The organism is Neisseria sp. 19428wB4_WF04, from assembly GCF_015235335.1.
Classification (GTDB): Bacteria; Pseudomonadota; Gammaproteobacteria; order Burkholderiales; family Neisseriaceae; genus Neisseria; species Neisseria musculi.
The window spans coordinates 1-20,726 of the sequence record NZ_JADGLG010000034.1 but is presented as its reverse complement, the minus strand read 5'-3'; the positions used below and the strand labels follow the sequence as shown (position 1 = coordinate 20,726).

Below are 20,726 nucleotides of genomic sequence, written 5' to 3'. Positions count from 1 at the left end.
GCAGCCCCTGTGTTTGATTATTTTTCAGACGGCGTTGCCGCTGCCCTGCCGCTCAGCCTGCGCCCCTGCCAGTGCCTGCGGGGTTTTGTTGATGCTGCCTGCGCCCATGGTCAGCACCACATCGCCGTCTTGCAACACGCTCAACAAGGTGCCGGGCAGAGCATTGACATCTTCGCAGTAAATCGGCTCGAGCCTGCCCAACACGCGCACGGCACGCGCCAGCGCACGGGCATCGGCGGCCACAATCGGCTCTTCGCCGGCGGCATACACTTCGGTCAGCACCAGCAAATCAACGGTGTTCAACACGCCCACGAAGTCTTCAAACAAATCACGGGTGCGGGTGTAGCGGTGCGGCTGGAAGGCCAACACCAAACGTTTGCCGGGATACGCGCCGCGCGCAGCGGCCAGCGTAGCGGCCATTTCTACAGGGTGGTGGCCGTAGTCGTCGATCAGCATCGCCCTGCCGCCGCCGGGCAGGGCGATGCCGCCGTATTTCTGAAAACGGCGGCCGACTCCGGCAAAACCCAGCAAGCCCTGCTGAACCGCCTCCACCGATGCGCCCACTTCGAGCGCCACGCCGATGGCGGCCAGCGCATTGAGCACGTTGTGGCGGCCGGGCATATTCAGCACCACTTCAAACGGCTCGATACCCTCCTGCTTCACATGAACGCTGAAACGCATTTTTTCGCCTTCCGCCCGCAGGCCGGTAGCGTAAATATCGGCACTTTCATCCAAACCATAGGTGGCATAGGGCTTGCTGATACGCGGCACGATGGCGCGGACGTGTTCGCTGTCGGTACACAAAAACGCTTTGCCGTAAAACGGCATACGGTGGATAAACGACACAAACGCCTGATGCAGTTTTTCAACGCTGTGGTCGTAGGTGTCCATATGGTCGGTGTCGATATTGGTCACCACCGACATAATGGGCGTAAGGTGCAGAAACGAAGCATCGGATTCGTCTGCTTCGGCCACCAGATATTCACCCTGCCCCAAGCGGGCGTTGGTGCCGGCGGCAGTGAGTTTGCCGCCGATAACGAAGGTCGGATCCATGCCGGCCGCCGCCAGAATAGAGGCAGTGAGGCTGGTGGTGGTGGTTTTGCCGTGCGTGCCGGCAACGGCAATGCCGTCGCGGAAGCGCATCAGCTCGGCCAACATCAGCGCACGCGGAATCACGGGGATTTTCCGCTCTTGGGCCGCCCGCACTTCGGGATTGTCGGGTTTGACGGCGGTGGAAACCACCACCACATCGGCATCGGCAACGTGATCTGCAGTGTGGCCGGAGCAAACCCGGATGCCCAAACCGCTCAAATGCTGCGTTACTGCGCTTTGCGCCTGATCGGAGCCGGACACTCTAAACCCCAGGTTGTGCAGCACTTCGGCGATTCCGCTCATGCCCGAACCGCCGATGCCGACAAAATGAATATGATTGACTCTGTTTTTCACGTTGTTGTTTTCCTGAAGCCTGTTTCCCGTTTCAGACGGCCTTAAGGCCTTAAGGCCGTCTGAAAATCCGAAAGGCGTTATTTTAAAGGGCGGTGGGCGGATACGCTATGGTTTTAATGTAAAAGGGTGTTCAGAAGGTTGCTGCCGTGCGGGTTTTGTGCTGCTTCCCAAGCATTGCGTTTGCGCAAAACCGGCAAACGCCCTTTGCAGCAGCAGCCGGCCGTCTGAAAAAACCTTTCCCCGCTCCGCTCACAGGGTGGCGGCAATCGCGGTAACCGCCACATCATCGGCACTGTAGGGCATGGCCAGCGTGCGGGCGTTTTCGGCCCACTCGAGGCAGCGTTCGCGGTCGAGCGCCCACAACACTTCCGACAGTTTCTCGGCGGTGAGCTGCGACTGCGGCAGCAGCAAGCCGGCATCGGCCTGCACCATAAAGCGGGCGTTGGCAGTTTGGTGGTCGTCCACCGCGTGGGGATACGGCACCAGCAGCGCGCCCACCCCGGCGGCGGTCAGCTCGGCAACCGTGAGTGCGCCCGCGCGGCAGATAACCACATCGGCATTTTCGTAGGCGGCGGCCATATCATTGATAAACTCCACGCATTCGGCCTGCACGTTAAGCACTTCGTAGTCGGTTTTGAGCGTGCCGAGCTTGCCGCGCCCCGCCTGATGGTAAATCTGCGGGCGTTCGCTTTCGGTGAGCAGCGCCAGCGCGCGCGGCACGGTTTGGTTGAGCACGTCTGCCCCCAAACTGCCGCCCATCACCAACACTTTCAGACGGCCTTTCCGCCCCGCAAAACGCTCGGCGGGCGGCGGCAGGTTGCTGATGTCGGCGCGCACGGGGTTGCCGACCAAACCATCGTGGTTGGCGAAAGTGCGCGGAAAAGCATACAGAACGCGGCGCGCCCAGCGGGCAAGCTGTTTGTTGGCCAAGCCGGCCACGGCGTTTTGCTCGTGAATCACAATCGGCACCCCCGAGAGCTTGGCAGCCGCGCCGCCGGGAAAAGTAACGAAACCGCCGAAGCCGATAACGCAATCGACACGGTGTTTTTCAATCACCCGCATTGCCGCCCGCACGGTTTTGAACAAGGTAAACGGCAATTCCAGCTTGCGCTTCCAGCCGTTGCCGCGAACGCCTTTAATCGCCAGCGTTTCGAGGCGGATGTTGTGCTTGGGCACAATGCGCTCTTCCATCGAGTCTGCGCTGCCCAGCCAAACCACATGGTGCCCGTGTCCGCGCAGGGCTTCGGCCACCGCCAGTGCGGGGAAAATATGGCCGCCGGTGCCGCCGGCCATCAGCATAAAGGTTTTACTGCCCATAACTTGAATAATCCTTTTTTATCGTAAAACAACGCGAAACGATACGGCGCAGCTCCGTCCCGGCTCAAAAACAACCCGGCAGACCGCCAAAGCGGCAGAATGGTGCCGGCCGTCTGCATTGCCTGCAGCATCGGCTTCCCGCTGCCTGTTGCGCTGTTTCACTATCATGATATTTTGGGTTGATACGGTTTTTCAGACGGCCTTTACCACGGGCGGCCGTGTTATGCTTCCACTTTGTAGCCGCGCATTTTCAGGCGGTTTTCATAGTCCACGCGCAACAGCAAAGCCATACACACCAGCATGATGATCACTGCCGAACCGCCGTAGGACATCAGCGGCAGGGTTAAGCCTTTGGTGGGCAGCAGGCCGATGTTCACGCCGATATTGAAAAAACTCTGAATGCCCAGCCAGATGCCGATGCCTTTGGCCACAAACGCACCGAAAAACAATTCCAGATCGCGCGCCTGCTTGCCGATGGAAAACGCCCGCCACACCAGCCACGCATAGCAGAAAATCAGCACCGAAATGCCCACGAAGCCAAATTCTTCGCCGATAACCGCCAAAATAAAATCGGTATGCGCTTCGGGCAGATAAAAACGCTTCTCCAAACTCGCGCCCAAGCCCACGCCGAACCATTCTCCGCGCGCAATCGCCATCAGCGAGTGGGTGAGCTGGTAGCCCTTGCCCAGCGGGTCTTCCCACGGGTTTAAGAATGCCGACACCCGCGCCATACGGTAAGGAGCAACGGCAATCAGCGCCACCATGCTGGCCAAGCCGATGCCCACCATCATCAAAAACCAACGCCACGGCAGCCCCGCTAAAAACAGCAGCCCCATCGCCACGGCCGTTACCACCACAAACGAGCCGAAATCCGGCTCCAACATAATCAGCCCCAAGCCTATGCCCACCGGCACGGCGGAAAAGCGCACTTTTTTAAACTGCTTCAAGATTTCGGCGCGGCGGGTGAAAAAGCTCGACAAATATAAAATCGTTGCCAGCTTGAATATTTCGGTGGGCTGCAGATTCACCGGCCCCAAGTGTATCCAGCGTTTCGCGCCGTTGATCTCCCGCCCCACGGCCAACACCGCCGCCAGCAGCAGCAGGGCGGCAAACAGAATCCACGGCGTGTATTTCTTCCACTTGGCCACCGGCACTTTAAACGCAGCCAGCCCCGCCAAAGCGCCCGTGGCCAGAAACGCGGCCTGGCGCGAAAGATAAAACCACTGGTCGCCGCCGTCGTGGGCGGCATAAGCGATGGAGGCGGAATAAATCATCAGCAGGCTGAACGACACCATCAGTATCACCATCCACAGCAGCGATTGGTCGGTTTTGTGGCCGCTGCGCAGAATTTTGCGGTCGAGGATTTTGGATTCTGTAATCATATTGCTGTAAAAATTATTGCATTTGAATTTCAAACAAACGGCTTTTCTGCGCTGCGGCACAAGGCCGTCTGAAACAATCTGCACTGCGGCATATTGCGCCTCGGGCGTTTCAGGCACCGGTTTGTCCGGCACGGACAGCCCCCCCCCCCGGTTTTCAGACACCGCGCCAAACAGCCCGCCGCAAAACGTGAAAAAGACGGCTGCCCGAGGTTTCGCTGTTTTCAAACGCCGCGGCCGCACACCCAATGCAGCCGTTGCCGGGGCTTTTCAGACGGCCTTCACAACGCCTCAAACGCCTTAACAAACACTTCTGCCCGATGCGCGTAACCTTCAAACATATCGAAGCTGGCGCAGGCGGGGGAAAGCAGCACAACATCGCCGCTTTGCGCGAGCCGATAGGCCGTCTGAACGGCTTCGGGCAGGGTTTCGCAATCCATCAGCTCCACGCCGCAGCCGCTTAAATCACGGCGGATTTGCGGCGCATCGGTGCCGATCAGCAACACTGCGCGGGCTTTGTTTTGCAGCGCGGCGCGCAGCGGGGTGAAATCCTGCCCTTTGCCCTGCCCGCCGGCAATCAGCACAATCGGGCTTTTCAGGCCGGAAACGGCGGCAACGGTAGCGCCGACATTGGTGCCTTTGCTGTCGTCTATAAAGGTGATGCCGTTTTTTACGCCCACTTTTTCCACGCGGTGCGGCAGCCCTTTGAAGGTTTGAATTTGTTGCAGCAGCCCGGTTCGCGGCAAGCCGATGCTTTCGCACAGGGCGAGCGCGGCCAAAACGTTGGCAGCGTTGTGCAGGCCTTGCAGCGGCACGGCGGCGGTGTCGAGCAAAACGCTGCCGCCCGCTTTCAGACGGCCAGTTTGAACATCTGCCCAATAATCGGTTTCGTTTTCCAGCGAAAACCATTTTATCCGGCGGCCGCTGCGCTTCATGGCGCGGCACAGCGCATCATCGGCGTTGAGCACCTGCACGCCGCTGCCGCCAAAGATTTTGTCTTTGGTGTGGGCGTAGTCGAGCAGGTTGCGGTAGCGGTCGAGATGGTCTTCGGAAATATTCAGCACCACTGCGGCATCGGGGGTAAGGCTTTCGGTGTTTTCGAGCTGGAAGCTGGAAAGTTCGAGCACCCACACATCGGCTTTTCTGCCTTCGCGCTGCAATTCGGCTTCGAGCACGGGCGTGCCGATATTGCCGGCCACCACAGTGTCCAGCCCGCATTTCGCGCACAGGTGGCCCACCAGGCTGGTTACGGTGGTTTTGCCGTTGCTGCCGGTGATGGCGATCACTTTGTCGCCGCGCGCTTTCACGATACGGGCGAGGATTTCGATGTCCCCGACCACCCTGCCGCCGTTTTGTTGGAATACGGCGATTTCCGGCGTGCGCCCGCTGATGCCTGGGCTGAGCGCGAGAATGTCGAACCCCTGCGCCAAAACGTCTTTCAGACGGCCTGTGTGGCAGTTTAAGCCTTTGAAAAGCTGCGTGAGCTGCGCTTCGCGCCCGGGATTCAAACCGGCATCGTAAGCCGCCACCTGCGCGCCGGCGCGGCGCAGATAAGCAATCATGGAAACGCCGGTGCTGCCGAGGCCGGCAACGAGGATTTTTTGGTTTTGCCAATTCATGTTGCTGCCCATCAATATTTCGTCATACTCAAATATTTCGTCATACCCGGGCCTGACCCGAGTATCTTGCTTTTTATTTTATAAGGCCCTCTGAAACTTTGCTGCAAACTTTCATCGGCAGTACATGTGGATACTCGGGTCAAACCCGGGTATGGCGGCAATAGGTTATGCTTTTCAGACGGCCTTTACTTTTCAGACGGCCGTCAGCGGATTTTCAGCGAGCTTAAGCCCACCAACACCAGCACGATGGTGATAATCCAAAACCGCACCACCACCTGTGTTTCTTTCCAGCCTTTTTGTTCGTAGTGGTGGTGGATGGGCGCCATCAGAAAGATGCGTTTTTTGGTTTTCTTATACCAGCCCACCTGCAGCATCACGGATACGGCCTCCACCACAAACAGGCCGCCCATAATCACCAGCACCAGCTCCTGACGCACAATCACCGCCACCGCGCCCAAGGCCGCGCCCAAGGCCAGCGCACCCACGTCGCCCATAAACACTTGCGCGGGATAGGCGTTGAACCACAAAAAGCCCAAGCAGGCGCCGCACATGGCGGTGCAGAAAATCACCACTTCGTTGGCGCCGGCCACATAGGGCAGTTGCAGATATTGGGCAAACTGCGCATGGCCGCCGGCGTAGGCGAAAATCGCCAAACCGCCCGCCACCAGCACCACAGGGAAAGCGGCCAGGCCGTCCAAACCATCGGTGAGGTTCACTGCGTTGGAAGTGCCCACAATGGTAAGATAAGCCAAAACCACAAAGCCCACCACGCCCAGCGGCAGGGCGATTTGTTTGAAAAACGGCACGATCAGGATATTGTTGGCCGAGTTTTGCGCCACATAAAACAGCAGCAGCCCCGCCGCCAGTGCCACGCCCGACTGCCACACCATTTTAAACCGCGCCGACACACCGTTAGGGTCTTTATAAACCACTTTGCGCCAGTCGTCATAAAACCCCAACGCGCCGGTGGCGAGCAACACCAGCAGCAGAATCCAGATATAGGGGTTGGCCAGATTGCCCCACAGCAGGGTGGAAACGGTGATGGCGGTGAGAATCAGCGAGCCGCCCATGGTGGGCGTACCGGTTTTGATCAGGTGGGTTTGCGGTCCGTCGTGGCGCACGGCCTGGCCGACTTTCAATTCGGTGAGCCTGCGTATCGTCCACGGCCCCAGCAGCAGCGAAAACGCCAGCGCGGTTAAAGCGGCCATCACGGCGCGGAAAGTGGTGTATTGGAAAACGTTCAGCGCCGAAAACCAGTTGCTGAAGTGGGCTAGCCATAAAAGCATGGGGGTTGCTTCCTTTGTGTGTGATTCTCGTGTTTGGGTTTGTCGGTTTGTTGCTTCGGCAGGGCGGCCGTCTGAAACGGTTTCAGACGGCCTTTTCCAGCAGCGCTTCGGCCACTTCTTCCATCTTCATAAAGCGCGAGCCTTTCACCAGCACATTCGCACCCGGCGGCAAATCGCGTGCCAACGATTCAATCAGCGGGGCTTTGCCGGCAAACCACAATCCGTTGCCGCCGAAAGCTTCCGCCGCCGCTGCGCTATAACCGCCGACAAAATAAGCCGATTCGATGCCTTTATCGCGGGCGTATGCGCCCACTTCGGCGTGCATGGCGGCCGCTTCGTTTTCGCCCAATTCGCCGATGTCGCCCATCACAAACACGCGCGGGGCGGGGAGCCGGGCCAGCACATCGAGCGCGGCTTTCATGCTGTCGGGGTTGGCGTTGTAGGTGTCGTCCAACACGGTGGCGCCGTTAATGCCGCGTTTCACGTTCAGACGGCCTTTGATGTTGGTAAAACCGCAAAGGCCGTCTGAAACCTCTTGCAGGCTCAAGCCGGCGGCCAACGCCAGCGCGGCGGCAGCAGCAGCATTGGCCACATTGTGCCGCCCCGGCACCGGCAGCCTGACGGCGGCACGCCCGTTGCCGGCCACCAAATCGAATGTGCACGACAGCGGCTCCAACACGATATTTTTGGCATGGATATCGCCGCTCTGCACACCGAAAGTCTGCTGTTTCAAACCTTGTGCGGCCGTCTGAAACACGGCCGCATGGGCATCTTCGGCCGGAACCAGCGCCAGGCCGTCTGCGCCCAAACCTTGATAAATCTCGCTTTTGGCCCGGGCAATATCGCCCACGCTGCCGAAACCGCAGCCGATGTGGGCACGCAGGGCGTTATTGACCAACGCCGCATCGGGGCGGGCAATCTGCGTGAGCGCGGCCAGCTCGCCGAAATGGTTCATACCCATTTCGATCACGGCATAACGGTGCGCGGGCGTGAGCTTGAGCAGGGTGAGCGGCAGGCCGATGTGGTTGTTGAAATTGCCCGCCGTCGCCAGCACGGCCTCTTTGCCGAAACGATGGCGCAGTATGCCCGCCAGCATTTCTTTCACGGTGGTTTTGCCGCCGGAGCCGGTGATGCCGAACACAAACGGGTTGATTTCGTTGCGCCAGACCCTCGCCAGCGTTTGCAGTGCGGCCGGCGTATCGCCCACCTTCAACGCGCCGGGCAGCGCGGCGCAGTCTTGGCGCGACACCACAACTGCCGCTGCGCCTTTGGCCAACACTTCTGCCGCAAAATCATGCGCATCGAAACGTTCGCCGGCCAGGGCGAAAAACACATCGCCGCTTTGAATATCGCGGCTGTCGGTTACGATGCGCTTGATTTCGACACCGCCGTTTTCAGACGGCAGCGGCAGGCTCAGGGCTTGGCGGATAAAGTTCAGGGTTAGAGATTTCATTTTCGTGTTCTGTATTCTTTTCTATTCAAAGAGCTGCATTTTGCGCAATGTTTTATTTTTCAAACAATCTTATTTTTGGATTTGGTTTTAAACAAATTGTGTTGCTTTGAAGACGAATTCAGCGTAATATTTATCTCGAAACGGCCGCTACCTCTGCTTTTGCATGTAGTGGCCTTTATTTTTTCCACAAATCCCATTCCCGATAATGCTCCGGCAATCCGAATGCAGCCAAGCTGATAACGGCTTCTTCGGGAAATTCACGCAACAGCTCATCAAACCTGTCCGCCCATTTAGAATGCGGGCACAATATTTGCATCATCTGCTGCATAATGCAGAAATAGAAAAACGGATGGTAATTTTTGAGTTTTTTCCAATATTCATCTGTCGAAATGGGCGCTGCCTGCTGAACGATGCGTGTATTCCACAATCGGTCGTGATGGGCTGCGATATTACGTATCTCATTCAAACTACGCAGCCACTTCGCAAATATCCCGCCATGCAACGCACCGTATTTACGGGCAATGAGATTTTGATCCTGATGCTTCATCCCCTCATATAGGCGGGACATCGCACCAAAGTCCCATAATCCGCATACTGCCCAAACCGGCAAGTGCCCGTATTTATGTAAATTATGAACGACACAAGATATTTTCCGTTGCCGGGCTTTTCTAATCAATTCTTCCAGCCGCTCATACCATTCCTGATACTTAGTCTTCCCGTTGGCCTGAATGGTTTTGGCAAACTTACCATCGAAACACGCCGCGTTTTCATGAGCCAGCGGATCTTTCTTACCCAGAATATGCACGATATCCACCCGCACAGCCATTTCAATCCGCTCAAGTGCATCCAATGCCAGAAAGCGCAATTTTTTATCAAACAGATATAGCGATAAAACACGCTCAAAACTGCTATTGGGCCGGAAGGTTTCCAGCAAAACCTGATTTTGCCCATCCCATTGTCGGAAAACATGAAAATAGCCGCTCAAACGATAATACCCGATACGGCGCAGATATTTTTCCGCACGCTCCCTATCGTCAATTCGCATCCCCCTGCTTTCCAGCACTGCAACTTGGCCGGCAAAATCCCGCCACGGTTTTATCGGTTCAAACATATTTTCAGACGGCCTTCCGTTATATTGTTTTTATATTTGCTTCTGATACTTAAATTTACCCAAACTCAACTCATCTATTCTGATCAATCAACGGATAAGGATTCACCGCGCCGCCGTAGGTGGGGTAAACGCCGTAGTGCAGGTGCGGCGGCGTGGTTTTGGCGTTGCCGGTTTTGCCCACATAGCCGATAACTTCGCCGGCCTTCACTTTGCTGTATAACTTTGCGCCGGCAAATTTTTTCAGGTGGGCGTAGTAGTGCCATGCGCCGGGGCCCTGTATGCCGATTACTTTGCCGCCCAGCCTGTTTTTGCCGCGCTTGGTAATAATGCCGTTGGTGGTGCTGCGCACGGGCGTGCCGCTTTTGGCGAAAATATCCACGCCTTCGTGCCTGCGGCCGCCGCTGCGGAGTGCACCCCAAGTGTCGTCGAACTTTTTGCCTTTAACGGGGTTGATTAAACTTTGCACGGCGGGGGCGGGTTGCGCCTGCAGTTCGGCCAGCTCTTGGCTCGGGCGCACGGCTTGGCAGCCCCACAAGAAAACGGCAGCAAAACACACCAGCCGCCCGGCAGGTTTCGATATCACTTATCGGGCTCCTTTCGTTGGTTTCAGACGGCCTGTTATTTGTTTCGACAAAGGCCGTCTGAAACATTTCCTTCCTTAATCTACATCACTGCCCGCATATGTTTCATTAATGTTTTGGGTGTAACAAAGGTTAATCCGTACATACTGCCCAATGCCGCTGCCTGAGCATCTTCCAAATCGGTTGCCAACACAATAAATTTGGCAGCGGGCAAATTCAAACGCTTTCTCAACCGCACATATTTCTCAATATCTTGGCGGAACTCACCCGACTTACATTCAATCACCAGCGGCGGCTGCCCGGCCGGCCGGAAAACCACATCCAATTCATACACATCTTCATTACTGAATCTGATTTTCACATTGCGGGCACAAGAAAAGGCATATGTCTTGCCGCGCTGCTTGGCTTCGGCCAACATTTTGCCCAGGGCATACCATTCCAACCAACCGCCGCTGAAAAAATGCTTGATGGCAGCGGCTTTTTGCAGATTCAGCCGGATAATTTTTTCCTGCTTCTGATAAAAATATTTGGCAAATAATGTATGGCTGTAAAACTGGCGGCACATATTGTTAATCAGTTGCGCATCTTTCTGCGCCATTTTGCCTATGTCGAGATTGATTCCGGTATGGTTGTTACGGTATGCCCACCCGATGCGGCTCAAAATATCCTTGGTAATGTGGTATTTTCCACCGATTTCTGCAGCGGCCTCGTCAAAATAGCCGCTCATATCGACCGCCGAAAAATCAAACGCAGGCACAATATTTTGTTTGATAAACCATTGTTTAAGCGGCTCATGCTGCTCTTCTGTTGCCAGCACATCGGTTGCGGCGAGATTCACGCCCACCAATAAATTATTTTGCTCCTGCTCCTGCTCCTGCTGTTGCGGCGTTTGGCCGCTATCTTCCGGCATTTCCTGCTCTTGGGCTTTCAGCACCCGTAATTCCCGATTAACGGCAAAATAGCGCTCCAAAAGCTTCTGCACAAAAAATAAGGTGTCGTAAACCTTATTGGGTGCTTGGCATTTCAAACAGGCAACTTCTGTCATATTCGGCTGCCAAGCATGCTCTGCCAAATGTCCGCATTTATTACAACGATAAATTCCCATTCGTTTTCCTTTCCGTTCTGTCAGTGAGTTTATTTACTTTTTGTTTTCAGACGGCCTGTTCAAACCACCCCCAAAGGCTGTCTGACACAGTAATTGCCATCCGGTTTTATCTTTGCGCCAGCGCTTTTTCCGCTTCTTCGAAATCGGAAAAGTGATGCTTCTCGCCCTGAACATCCTGATAGGTTTCGTGGCCTTTGCCGGCAATCAGAATGATGTCGCCTGCGGCGGCGTGTTTCACTGCATAGCCGATGGCGGAGCGGCGGTCGGCTTCGATGTGCTCGGGGTCCGGCACTGCCGGCAGAATGTCGTTGATGATGTCGGCCGGCTCTTCCATGCGCGGATTGTCGCTGGTTACCACCACTTTGTCGGCACCGGCAACGGCGGCAAAGCCCATCAGCGGGCGTTTGCCTTTGTCGCGGTTGCCGCCGCAGCCGAACACGCACCAAAGATTTGCGCCTTGCGGTTTGATTTCCTGCAGGGTGGCGAGTGCTTTTTCGAGGGCATCAGGGGTATGGGCATAATCGACCACCACCAGCGGTTTGCCGGTGTTCATGATGCAGTCCATGCGGCCGGTGGCGGGGCGGATGCGCTCCAGTGCGCCCAACACGTGTTGCAGCGGGTAGCCGGCAGCGCACAGCACGCCTACGCAGGCGGCGAGGTTTTGGGCGTTGAAGCGGCCGAGCAGGCGGGTTCGGCATTCGCCTGCGCCCCACGGGGTGTCGAGCGTTACCGTCATGCCGTCTGAAGAGGCGGTAAAACCGGTGATGCGGATATCGGCGTGTTCGGCAAAGCCGTAGCGGTAAACGGCCAGGCCCGGGTGTTCGGTTTTCAGACGGCCTGCCAGCCCGGCGCCGTAGGCATCGTCTGCATTCATCACGGCGTGTTGCAGACCGTGCCAGTAAAACAGGCGTGATTTGATTTCGCCGTAGGCTTCCATGCTGCCGTGGTAGTCGAGATGGTCGCGGGTGAGATTGGTGAACACGGCCGTCTGAAAAGATACGCCGTTAACGCGCGCCTGGTCGAGGCCGTGGCTGGACACTTCCATCGCCACGGCGCGCGCGCCCTGCTGTTTGAAACTGTGCAGCAGGGTTTGCACCGAAACGGGATCGGGCGTGGTGTGGGCGGTTTCTTGCAGGCTGCCCCAGAAGCCGTTGCCGACCGTGCCGATTACGGCGCAGCTGCCCGGGCGGCCTTCGAGTATGTCGGCAGCCTGTGCGAGCCATTGGGTAATCGAGGTTTTGCCGTTGGTGCCGGTTACGCCCCAAACCGAAAGGCCGTCTGAAATATTGCCGTATAAGGCGGCGGCCAGAATGCCCGCCCTGTTTTTCAAATCTTTGATGCCCTGGTTGGGAACGCTCCAGGCGGGGTACCAGGAAAAGCTGCCGTCATCGTCCCAAAATACAAAGGCGGCTCCGTTTCTGATGGCATCGGGAATAAAGCTGCGCCCATCGGTGTATTCGCCTGTGCAGGCAATGAAAATGTCGCCGGGGCAGATTTTGCGGCTGTCTGAGTGCAACCGCCGCCCCGCTGCATCTTGGCACAGCAGGGGCGGCAGGTCGGTTTCAGCCGGGGGAATGCTTTCGCTGAACATAAAAAACTCTTTAGCGTTTGGCCGTCTGAATGGTGGGGGTTTCCTTCAAGGGTTTGGTGGGCGACACACCGAGAATGTTGAGGCTGCCGCCCATGATGCCTTTAAACACGGGGCCGGCAACCACGCCGCCGTAATAGCCGTTTGCCGTTGGCTCGTCTATCGACACGGCCACAATCACGCGCGGGCTTTCGGCCGGTGCGAAACCTACAAAAGTGGCAACGTGTTTGTTACTGGCATAGCGGCCGTTCACCAGCTTGCGGGCGGTGCCGGTTTTCGCGCCCACGTCAAAACCATCAACCGCGCCCATGGTGCCGGTGCCGCCTTTTTCGGTTACAGAAACCATAATATTGCGCACGGCACGGGCGGTTTCAGGTTTGATAATCTGCTCGCCCTTGGGCGGGGCCTCCTGTTTTTCAAAGCTCATGGGCAACAGCTCGCCATCGCTGGTAATCACGGTGTAGGCGCGTGCCAGTTGCAGCAGGCTCATTTGCAGGCCGTAGCCGAACGACATGGTGGCCTGCTCGATAGGCCTCCAGTTTTGCCATTTGCGCAGCATGCCCGGGCTTTCACCGGGAAAGCCCGAGTGCATTCTGCGGCCTACGCCCAGGCTTTGATAAAATGTGTACATTTCTTCGGGCTTGAACATGGCCGAGAGCTTGCTGGTGCCCACATTGGAGGATTTCTGCATGATGCCGCGCACATCAAGCGAAGGATACACGCGGGTGTCGCGCACGGTGGCCGGCCCGATTTTGTAGGGATGGGTGTTGAAGCGGGAATGGATATTGGCCTTGCCTGAATCCAGTGCTTTGGCAATCGGGAACGGCTTCATGGCCGAACCCGGCTCAAGCATATCGGTTACGGCTCTGTTGCGGCGCTGGCTGCTGTCGGCACTGCCGGGATGGTTGGGGTCGTAGGCGGGGCTGTTTACCAAAGCCAGTATTTCGCCGGTTTGCGCATCAAGCACCACCGCGCTGCCGGCTTTGGCACGGTGGTGGGCAACGGCTTTGTTCAATTCTTCGTAAGCCAGCGCCTGAATGCGCTGGTCGAGCGACATCACCATATCGCTGCCGTTTTGCGGATCCCGGTTGCGGGGAGAATCAAGGCTGTCGACAATATTGCCTTTGTTGTCGCGCAGTACGACTTTGGCGCCGTTTTCACCGCGCAGCTCGTCTTCGCGCGCCAATTCCAGCCCTTCTTGGCCTTTGCCGTCAATATTGGTGAAACCGATAACGTGTGCAAACAGGTTGCCCATCGGGTAGTGCCGCTTGGTTTCCTGCTGGAATGCCAAGCCTTTGATGCCCAACGCGGCCACTTTGTCGGCAGTTTCCTTGTTAAGCTGCCGTTTCAAATAGATAAAGTCTTTATCTTTTTTTGCCAGCCGCTCTTCAATGGTGGCAACGGGCACCCCGATAAGGGCGGAAAGCTGCTCGATTTGTGCGGCAGAAGGTTGGATCTCCATGCCCGAAGGCACGGCATACAGCGATTCGGTGGGGGCGCTCAATGCCAATGTGGCACCGTTGCGGTCGGTAATGGTACCGCGCGAAGCGGGCAAGGCTACCGTGCGCACAAAACGCTGGTCTCCCTGGTTTTTCAGAAACTCGTGCTGCGTGGTTTGCAGATAAACTCCGCGCCCCACCAGAGCGGCAAATGCCAAAGCCAAACCGCCGAGCACAAAGGCAATGCGCCCGTTGGTGGAAACGGGCTTCTTGGCCTTGGGCTGCTTGGGCAGCATCTGGGGCTTGTATTCGTTTTTAATCAGCATGGCAACTTCTCGTTTTTTTCAGACGGCCTTGATGTATTTTTAAAAAGCCGCCTTTTATTTCATCTCAATCATGCGCGTATCTGATACGCCCGGGGGATGCAGCCTTTGCCGCTCTGCCGCTTCTTTGATTAGTGCATGGTTCGACAGCTTGGCCTGTTCGAGCTTCAAACGCGCATAATCCTGTTCGAGCCGGACTTCGTGCTTTTCAGCCTTATCCAGCGAAATATAATATTGGCGCGACCGGTCTTGAACGGTTACCACCGCCAAACCCGACAGCAATGCCGCTGCCAATAAAATTACGTTTAATTTATTCATACTTTCCAACGGCCCCTGTTTTCAGACGGCCTCTTAAACCGGCAACCGCACACGGCCATAGCGGACAAAATAAAAAGCAGCAAAACACCAAACCGCAGGGGGCAGTAGAAACGGCACGGTGCCGATTCTGCCCCGCTTCAGCTGCTTGTAAAATCGTTCTCATTAAACCTAAATAGAGCAGTATTGTTTTTATTGGGTTTCACGATAAAACTCTGTAAAACTGCCGCCGGTGCGTTCGGCAACGCGCAATACGGCAGAACGTGCACGCGGGTTGGCTGCGGTTTCTTCCCTGCCCGGTTTGACTGCCCTGCCCACCGGCTTTAACGGCGGCTGCGGCAGGTCGGCTTCTTTCACTGCGGCCCAGCGGGGCAGGGGCGGGTGCTGCGAATAACGCTTGATAAACTGTTTCACGATGCGGTCTTCCAGCGAATGAAAAGCAATCACTGCCAGCCTACCGCCTGCTTTCAACCCACCCGCTGCCTGCGGCAGCACGGCTTCTATTTCTTCAAGCTCACGGTTGATGAAGATGCGAACGGCCTGAAACGTCCGGGTCGCCGGGTCTTGCCCGCGCTCGCGGCTACGGACGTTTTGCGCCACGAGCTGCGCCAGCTTGCGGGTTGTATCGATGGGCGCCGTTGCGCGCTGCGAAACAACGGCGCGTGCAATTTGGCGACTAAACCGCTCTTCACCATAGTTTTTGATTACCTCGTGTATTTCCTGCTCGGCCGCACATGCCAGCCATTCGGCTGCCGAAATGCCCCGGGTGGGATCCATGCGCATATCCAGCGGAGCATCGAAACGGAAACTGAATCCGCGCGCCGCCTCGTCAATCTGAGGCGATGAAATACCCAAATCAAACAGTGCACCGTCTATTTGACCAACGCCCAGCCTGTCCAAGGCCGTCTGAAAAGTGGCGAAACCGTTGTGCACTACACTCACGCGTTTGTCTTGTTCTGCCAATTCATTGGCAACGGCAACGGCCTGCGGGTCTTTGTCGAACACTATCAAACGCCCTTCCGCCCCCAGTTTCGACAGAATCAGGCGGGAATGCCCTCCCCTGCCGAATGTGCCGTCCACATAAACACCGCTTTCCCGCACAGCCAGCGCATCCACCGCTTCGTGAAGCAACACGGTAATGTGTTGCAAAGTTTCGGCACCGTTCACAGCTGCAAATCCGTTTGACCCAACTCTGAAGCCAACTCATCGGGATCAATATCCAAGGCACGATCCATTTCAGCCTCCCAATGCTCGCGGCCCCACAATTCCAAACGGTTGGCACGCCCCACCAGCGTTACTTCTTTATCAAAATCCACGCGGCGGCGCAGGTTGGCAGGCAGCAACACGCGCCCTGCCGTGTCCAGCTCAAGCGTGTCGGCATTGTGCAGCAACAAATTTTGATAGCGTTGCAGCGTTGGATTACCCGCCGTTTTCAACGCCAAAAGCTGTTTAGCCACGCCCGCCCATTCGGCCTCGGGATAAATCAGCAGGCGGCTGCGTGAATCCAGCGTTGCCACCACAGCCGGTGTGTAATGGCGCAGCAACAATTCGCGGAACTTGGCAGGAACCGCCAACCGCCCTTTGCTGTCTATGCTCAATTCATGAACACCGCCAAACACTTTATCCCACTCCGTGATTAAAAATGGGCAACAGCAACACTTTGACACACATTGCCCCACACACCCACACTATATGCAATTTCAACATTGCGGTCAAACCTGCTTTTCTGAAAAACAACTAAAAAGACAAACACTTAAGTATCATAAAAGCAGGCCGGCCACTTGCTTTGCTCACTCTGTATATATAAAAATCACTATATCTAGTATTATTTTTTTATTAAAATTACCATATATAGTAAAAATATTAAAATAGAGTATGATTTCTAACAACAGGCATCATACATCGCCCCTTTGATAAAATTTACATTTTCTAACATTTATGACCGTGCAATTACCCACCCCTCCCAATACCGCCGCAATATCTTCCCAAGCCCTGCAAACCCTGATTGCAGCAGACATCCGCGAACACGGCGGCTGGATTCCGTTTTCCCGTTTTATGGAGCTGGCACTCTACGCTCCCCGCTACGGTTACTACACCGGAGGGGGGCACAAAATCGGGGCGGCAGGGGATTTTATAACTGCCCCTGCCCTTACGCCCCTGTTCGGCCGCACACTTGCCCGCCAGCTTATTCCACTGTTGCCGCAAACCGATGGCAACATCTACGAATTCGGCGCCGGCACCGGCGAATTGGCCGCCAGCTTGCTGCAATCGCTTTCAGACGGCCTAAATCATTACTACATCATTGAAATATCTAATGAATTAGCAGAACGACAGCGAGCCTGCATTGACAAGCAGGCTCCCCACGCAGCGGGAAAAGTCGTTCATTTAACCGAACTTCCCGACACATTTAACGGCATCATTATCGCCAACGAAGTACTCGATGCCATGCCCTGTGAGCTTATCCGCCGCGAACACGGGCAATTTTGGCAAATCGGCGTGGCTTTGGAACACAACGCCTTTATCCAATCCCCGCGCCCGCTCAGCCAAGCCGGCTTGCTGGCCGATGCTTCGGCCTGTTTTCCGCCCAATGAACCGTACACCAGCGAGCTGCACCCCGTCCAACACGCCTTTATCCGCACGCTGGCAGAAAAACTCGTGCGGGGTGGGTTGGTTTTCATCGACTACGGCTTTGATGCCGCCCAGTATTACCACCCGCAGCGGCATATGGGCACTTTAATCGGACACTACCGCCACCACACCGTGCACGACCCGTTTTTTCAAATCGGCTTAACCGACCTGACCGCCCACGTCAATTTTACCGGTGCCGCCCAAGCCGGCACCGATGGCGGCCTGGATTTAATCGGCTACACCACCCAAGCTAATTTTCTGCTCAATCTCGGCATCACGGAGTTGCTGGTACAAACCGCCGAACCCGGCACACCTGCTTATATTCGTGAAACCGCCGCGCTTCACAAACTTTTAGGCCAACACGAAATGGGGGATCTGTTTAAAGTCATGGCATTCGGCCGTGATGTGGATGTAGCATGGCCGGGCTTTGCCGCCGGCGACATCTGCCACAAGCTTTAAGCTTTTTTTATAACAAAAGGCCGTCTGAAAAATTTTCAGACGGCCTCCAAATATTTTTTCATAAAAATCAAATAAAAACATATAATCACCGTTAAAGCGGTTGCCCCGCAACAAAAAAACCGTATAATTGTGCCCTTATCAAACGGCGAATTAGCTCAGTCGGTTAGAGCAGAGGAATCATAATCCTTGTGTCCGGGGTTCGAGTCCCTGATTCGCCACCAAAACTTTTGGGGGTATAGCTCAGTTGGTAGAGCGCTTGCATGGCATGCAAGAGGTCAGCGGTTCGATCCCGCTTACCTCCACCAAATTTTAAAGCATTTGGTTTCCACCAAGTGCTTTTTATCTTTATAAGGGCGTCTGAAACTTTTCAGACGCCCTTATTCATTATAATAAGTAATAAGTTCACAATCCCCCCGATAACTACACAAAGGCAAAATGCAGGTAGAGCAAATAGTGCAGCAGTAGCGGTAAAGGTTAGCCGACACTCTGATTATTTTAAAGCAGGCCGGTTAGAGCGGATTAAAACACATTCCCGATGCGGCCAAAGCGCAAGCAATACAGTAGTGCATTAAAGTGCCCCTTGCAATTAGTCCGCTATAAAAACAGAATCTTGATGAAGCAGTGCCTTCCGTCCTCACCGCTTCCGGCGCTTATCTTTTCGGCAACTTAACCACCACTGTGTCCGCCAATATATCCTGCAAGGTGCGGCGGTTTTTCGTTTTGTTGAACAACATCACCAAACATACTATCCACAACAATTGTGATAAGGCATTACCGATTAATTCCGCGGTTTCCGTGCCGCCTTTCAGCACCAGTGTAATCAAATAACCAATAATCATTGAAGCAATGCTCACGATAACGTTAAACAAAACCTCGCGCAGCATTACCGTACCCCAAAAGCCGGGGTTTTCACCATTACTTTTTAACACCCTGATTTTTAATATTCTTTTACCAAAAGATTGCCCGTCCTTCGACATCAGCCACATCTGTGCAACCAGATAAACCAAAAGCAGCAGCAAGCTGCCTGCGACCAGCGGGCCGTTCCATGTGATTTGGCTCAAAATTTCGGGGTGCTGTTCATCCCAATGCTCCACAAGAGGCAGTACAATACTGTAAAGCAAAGGAATAAACACTAAAACGGTAAATACCGTATTCAACAGATAGGCCGCAATTCTGCTGCCTGCCGATGCAATATCCACATCCACAATTTCTCCGCCTGCCGATGCTGGGTTAGAATCAAGTATATCCATAATTTGATGCTCCGTTTATTTAAGATTTGGAATTTTTTCTACCTTACCATAAAAAAGCCTTTACTTTTACACTCTTGAGAGTTAAAACAGCGATTATTTGATTTTCTGCGTTATTTTGTAAACAATTTTTTGTTTTAGGAGCACTCAATGAAAGTAGGATTCATCGGCTGGCGCGGCATGGTCGGCTCGGTTTTGATGCAGCGCATGCAGGAGGAAAACGACTTCTCCCATATCCCCGAAGCTGTATTTTTTACCACCTCCAACGTAGGCGGAGCCGCACCCGATTTCGGTCAAACCACCAAAACACTGCTGGACGCCAACGATATTGCCGCACTGGCGAAGATGGACATCATTGTTACCTGCCAAGGCGGCGATTACACCAAAGCCGTATTCAAACCGCTGCGGGACCTTGGCTGGAGCGGCTATTGGATTGATGCGGCCTCTACGCTGCGCATGAACGATGATGCTGTGATTATTCTCGACCCCGTCAACCGCAACGTTATCGACCAAGCCCGGCAACGCGGCATAAAAAACTATATCGGCGGCAACTGCACCGTATCGCTGATGCTGATGGCCTTAGGCGGCTTATTCCAAAATGATTTGGTGGAATGGGCAACCAGCATGACTTATCAGGCCGCCTCGGGTGCAGGTGCCAAAAATATGCGCGAACTGATTGAAGGCATGGGCGCAATTCACAACGAAGTCAAAGCCGAAATCGCCGACCCCGCCGGCGCGATTTTAAACATCGACCGCAAAGTATCCGACTTTCTGCGCAGCGATGCTTTCCCCGCCGCCAACTTCGGCGTGCCGCTGGCCGGCAGCCTGATTCCGTGGATTGATGCCGACTTGGGCAACGGCCGCTCGAAAGAAGAATGGAAAGGCGGCGTGGAAACCAACAAAATCCTCGGCCGCAGCAGCAATCCCACCGTGATTGACGGCCTGTGCGTGCGCATTGGGGCGATGCGCTGCCACAGCCAGGCCATCACGCTGAAGCTGAAAAAAGATCTGCCGGTTTCCGAAATCGAGCAGCTGCTGGCATCGGCCAACAGCTGGGTGAAAGTGGTTCCCAACGAAAAAGAAGCCAGCATCCGCGAGCTGACCCCCGCCAAAGTAACCGGCACCACCAGCGTTCCCGTGGGCCGCATCCGCAAACTGGACATGGGGGGCGAATACATCAGCGCGTTTACCGTTGGCGACCAGCTTCTTTGGGGTGCGGCCGAACCACTGCGCCGGATGTTGCGGATTATATTGGGAAATTTGGATTCATAACCGGCTCAGCGCATATATACATAGGCTCTAGACTGGCAGAATAGCTCTGTCAGCCTGGAAAAATGAAATATAACACCAAGTTAAGTGACCATCAGCTCAAAAAATTATCAAGCATTTTTGTGTCGGTATAGAAGCCTCAAAACCACTTTGCCGACAGG

The 20,726-nt window shown here is 55.2% G+C and carries 17 protein-coding genes and 2 tRNA genes; 4 read left to right on the top strand and 15 right to left on the bottom strand.

What is annotated here, in order from left to right:
• Nucleotides 1-24 precede the first annotated feature (24 nt).
• The 14 genes from murC to mraZ form a co-directional block, all read right to left on the bottom strand.
• Nucleotides 25-1,446: a UDP-N-acetylmuramate--L-alanine ligase gene (gene murC / locus IR141_RS08325; protein WP_135035844.1), complete on the bottom strand. Its 1,422-nt coding sequence runs from the start codon at nt 1,444-1,446 to the stop codon at nt 25-27.
• A 249-nt stretch (nt 1,447-1,695) separates the two neighbouring features.
• Entirely contained in the window at nt 1,696-2,763 is a 1,068-nt protein-coding gene (murG, locus tag IR141_RS08320; protein ID WP_135035842.1) for an undecaprenyldiphospho-muramoylpentapeptide beta-N-acetylglucosaminyltransferase, read from the bottom strand.
• 221 nt (nt 2,764-2,984) lie between these two features.
• Nucleotides 2,985-4,145, bottom strand: a complete 1,161-nt coding sequence (ftsW, locus tag IR141_RS08315; RefSeq protein ID WP_135035871.1) for a putative lipid II flippase FtsW — start codon at nt 4,143-4,145, stop codon at nt 2,985-2,987.
• A gap of 278 nt (nt 4,146-4,423) precedes the next feature.
• Entirely contained in the window at nt 4,424-5,761 is a 1,338-nt protein-coding gene (murD, locus tag IR141_RS08310) for a UDP-N-acetylmuramoyl-L-alanine--D-glutamate ligase (RefSeq protein WP_135035868.1), read from the bottom strand.
• Between the two features lie 203 nt (nt 5,762-5,964).
• The gene (gene mraY, locus IR141_RS08305; RefSeq protein ID WP_135035839.1) at nt 5,965-7,047 is read right to left on the bottom strand and encodes a phospho-N-acetylmuramoyl-pentapeptide-transferase; all 1,083 of its coding nucleotides are present in this window, start codon (nt 7,045-7,047) and stop codon (nt 5,965-5,967) included.
• 82 nt (nt 7,048-7,129) lie between these two features.
• Nucleotides 7,130-8,500 (bottom strand): UDP-N-acetylmuramoyl-tripeptide--D-alanyl-D-alanine ligase, encoded by a 1,371-nt coding sequence (gene murF, locus IR141_RS08300; RefSeq protein ID WP_135035836.1) that lies wholly within the window; start codon nt 8,498-8,500, stop codon nt 7,130-7,132.
• Between the two features lie 175 nt (nt 8,501-8,675).
• Nucleotides 8,676-9,611, bottom strand: a complete 936-nt coding sequence (locus IR141_RS08295) for an Abi family protein (protein WP_135033284.1) — start codon at nt 9,609-9,611, stop codon at nt 8,676-8,678.
• A 70-nt stretch (nt 9,612-9,681) separates the two neighbouring features.
• Nucleotides 9,682-10,194, bottom strand: coding sequence for a M23 family metallopeptidase (locus tag IR141_RS08290; RefSeq protein ID WP_167743124.1), 513 nt, complete (start codon nt 10,192-10,194; stop codon nt 9,682-9,684).
• An 80-nt stretch (nt 10,195-10,274) separates the two neighbouring features.
• Complete coding sequence (locus IR141_RS08285) at nt 10,275-11,297, bottom strand: hypothetical protein (RefSeq protein ID WP_135035833.1); 1,023 nt, start codon at nt 11,295-11,297, stop codon at nt 10,275-10,277.
• Nucleotides 11,298-11,403: 106 nt separating this feature from the next.
• Nucleotides 11,404-12,888 (bottom strand): UDP-N-acetylmuramoyl-L-alanyl-D-glutamate--2,6-diaminopimelate ligase, encoded by a 1,485-nt coding sequence (locus IR141_RS08280; RefSeq protein ID WP_135035830.1) that lies wholly within the window; start codon nt 12,886-12,888, stop codon nt 11,404-11,406.
• A 10-nt stretch (nt 12,889-12,898) separates the two neighbouring features.
• Nucleotides 12,899-14,650: a penicillin-binding protein 2 gene (locus IR141_RS08275; RefSeq protein WP_135035827.1), complete on the bottom strand. Its 1,752-nt coding sequence runs from the start codon at nt 14,648-14,650 to the stop codon at nt 12,899-12,901.
• Nucleotides 14,651-14,704: 54 nt separating this feature from the next.
• The gene (gene ftsL, locus IR141_RS08270; protein ID WP_135035824.1) at nt 14,705-14,965 is read right to left on the bottom strand and encodes a cell division protein FtsL; all 261 of its coding nucleotides are present in this window, start codon (nt 14,963-14,965) and stop codon (nt 14,705-14,707) included.
• A gap of 189 nt (nt 14,966-15,154) precedes the next feature.
• Nucleotides 15,155-16,129: a 16S rRNA (cytosine(1402)-N(4))-methyltransferase RsmH gene (gene rsmH, locus IR141_RS08265; RefSeq protein ID WP_135035821.1), complete on the bottom strand. Its 975-nt coding sequence runs from the start codon at nt 16,127-16,129 to the stop codon at nt 15,155-15,157.
• Nucleotides 16,126-16,581, bottom strand: a complete 456-nt coding sequence (mraZ, locus tag IR141_RS08260) for a division/cell wall cluster transcriptional repressor MraZ (RefSeq protein ID WP_135035819.1) — start codon at nt 16,579-16,581, stop codon at nt 16,126-16,128. Before mraZ ends, rsmH begins: the two co-directional genes overlap by 4 nt.
• Nucleotides 16,582-16,900: 319 nt before the next feature.
• Here mraZ and IR141_RS08255 point away from each other — a divergent pair, with 319 nt between their 5' ends.
• The 3 genes from IR141_RS08255 (at nt 16,901) to IR141_RS08245 (ending at nt 18,354) form a co-directional block, all read left to right on the top strand.
• Nucleotides 16,901-18,049, top strand: a complete 1,149-nt coding sequence (locus IR141_RS08255) for a class I SAM-dependent methyltransferase (RefSeq protein ID WP_135035816.1) — start codon at nt 16,901-16,903, stop codon at nt 18,047-18,049.
• Between the two features lie 144 nt (nt 18,050-18,193).
• Nucleotides 18,194-18,270: transfer RNA gene (locus tag IR141_RS08250), tRNA-Met, on the top strand.
• A gap of 8 nt (nt 18,271-18,278) precedes the next feature.
• Nucleotides 18,279-18,354 (top strand) — tRNA-Ala (locus IR141_RS08245).
• 345 nt (nt 18,355-18,699) lie between these two features.
• Here the strand turns inward: IR141_RS08245 and IR141_RS08240 are convergent.
• On the bottom strand, nt 18,700-19,299 hold the full coding sequence (locus IR141_RS08240; RefSeq protein WP_135035813.1) for an RDD family protein: 600 nt from the start codon (nt 19,297-19,299) through the stop codon (nt 18,700-18,702).
• Between the two features lie 147 nt (nt 19,300-19,446).
• On the opposite strand from IR141_RS08240, the gene asd reads away from it, so the two are divergent.
• A complete protein-coding gene (gene asd / locus IR141_RS08235) occupies nt 19,447-20,568 on the top strand; it encodes an aspartate-semialdehyde dehydrogenase (RefSeq protein ID WP_135035810.1) in 1,122 nt (373 codons plus the stop codon).
• The last annotated feature ends 158 nt before the right edge of the window (nt 20,569-20,726 follow it).

Bases quoted from the DNA above. Each gene is read 5' to 3' on its own strand.
- murG (WP_135035842.1), bottom strand. From the start codon at position 2,763: ATGGGCAGTAAAACCTTTATGCTGATGGCCGGCGGCACCGGCGGCCAT.
- ftsW (WP_135035871.1), bottom strand. From the start codon at position 4,145: ATGATTACAGAATCCAAAATCCTCGACCGCAAAATTCTGCGCAGCGGC.
- murD (WP_135035868.1), bottom strand. From the start codon at position 5,761: ATGAATTGGCAAAACCAAAAAATCCTCGTTGCCGGCCTCGGCAGCACC.
- mraY (WP_135035839.1), bottom strand. From the start codon at position 7,047: ATGCTTTTATGGCTAGCCCACTTCAGCAACTGGTTTTCGGCGCTGAAC.
- murF (WP_135035836.1), bottom strand. From the start codon at position 8,500: ATGAAATCTCTAACCCTGAACTTTATCCGCCAAGCCCTGAGCCTGCCG.
- IR141_RS08295 (WP_135033284.1), bottom strand. From the start codon at position 9,611: ATGTTTGAACCGATAAAACCGTGGCGGGATTTTGCCGGCCAAGTTGCA.
- IR141_RS08285 (WP_135035833.1), bottom strand. From the start codon at position 11,297: ATGGGAATTTATCGTTGTAATAAATGCGGACATTTGGCAGAGCATGCT.
- IR141_RS08280 (WP_135035830.1), bottom strand. From the start codon at position 12,888: ATGTTCAGCGAAAGCATTCCCCCGGCTGAAACCGACCTGCCGCCCCTG.
- IR141_RS08275 (WP_135035827.1), bottom strand. From the start codon at position 14,650: ATGCTGATTAAAAACGAATACAAGCCCCAGATGCTGCCCAAGCAGCCC.
- ftsL (WP_135035824.1), bottom strand. From the start codon at position 14,965: ATGAATAAATTAAACGTAATTTTATTGGCAGCGGCATTGCTGTCGGGT.
- IR141_RS08255 (WP_135035816.1), top strand. From the start codon at position 16,901: ATGACCGTGCAATTACCCACCCCTCCCAATACCGCCGCAATATCTTCC.
- IR141_RS08240 (WP_135035813.1), bottom strand. From the start codon at position 19,299: ATGGATATACTTGATTCTAACCCAGCATCGGCAGGCGGAGAAATTGTG.
- asd (WP_135035810.1), top strand. From the start codon at position 19,447: ATGAAAGTAGGATTCATCGGCTGGCGCGGCATGGTCGGCTCGGTTTTG.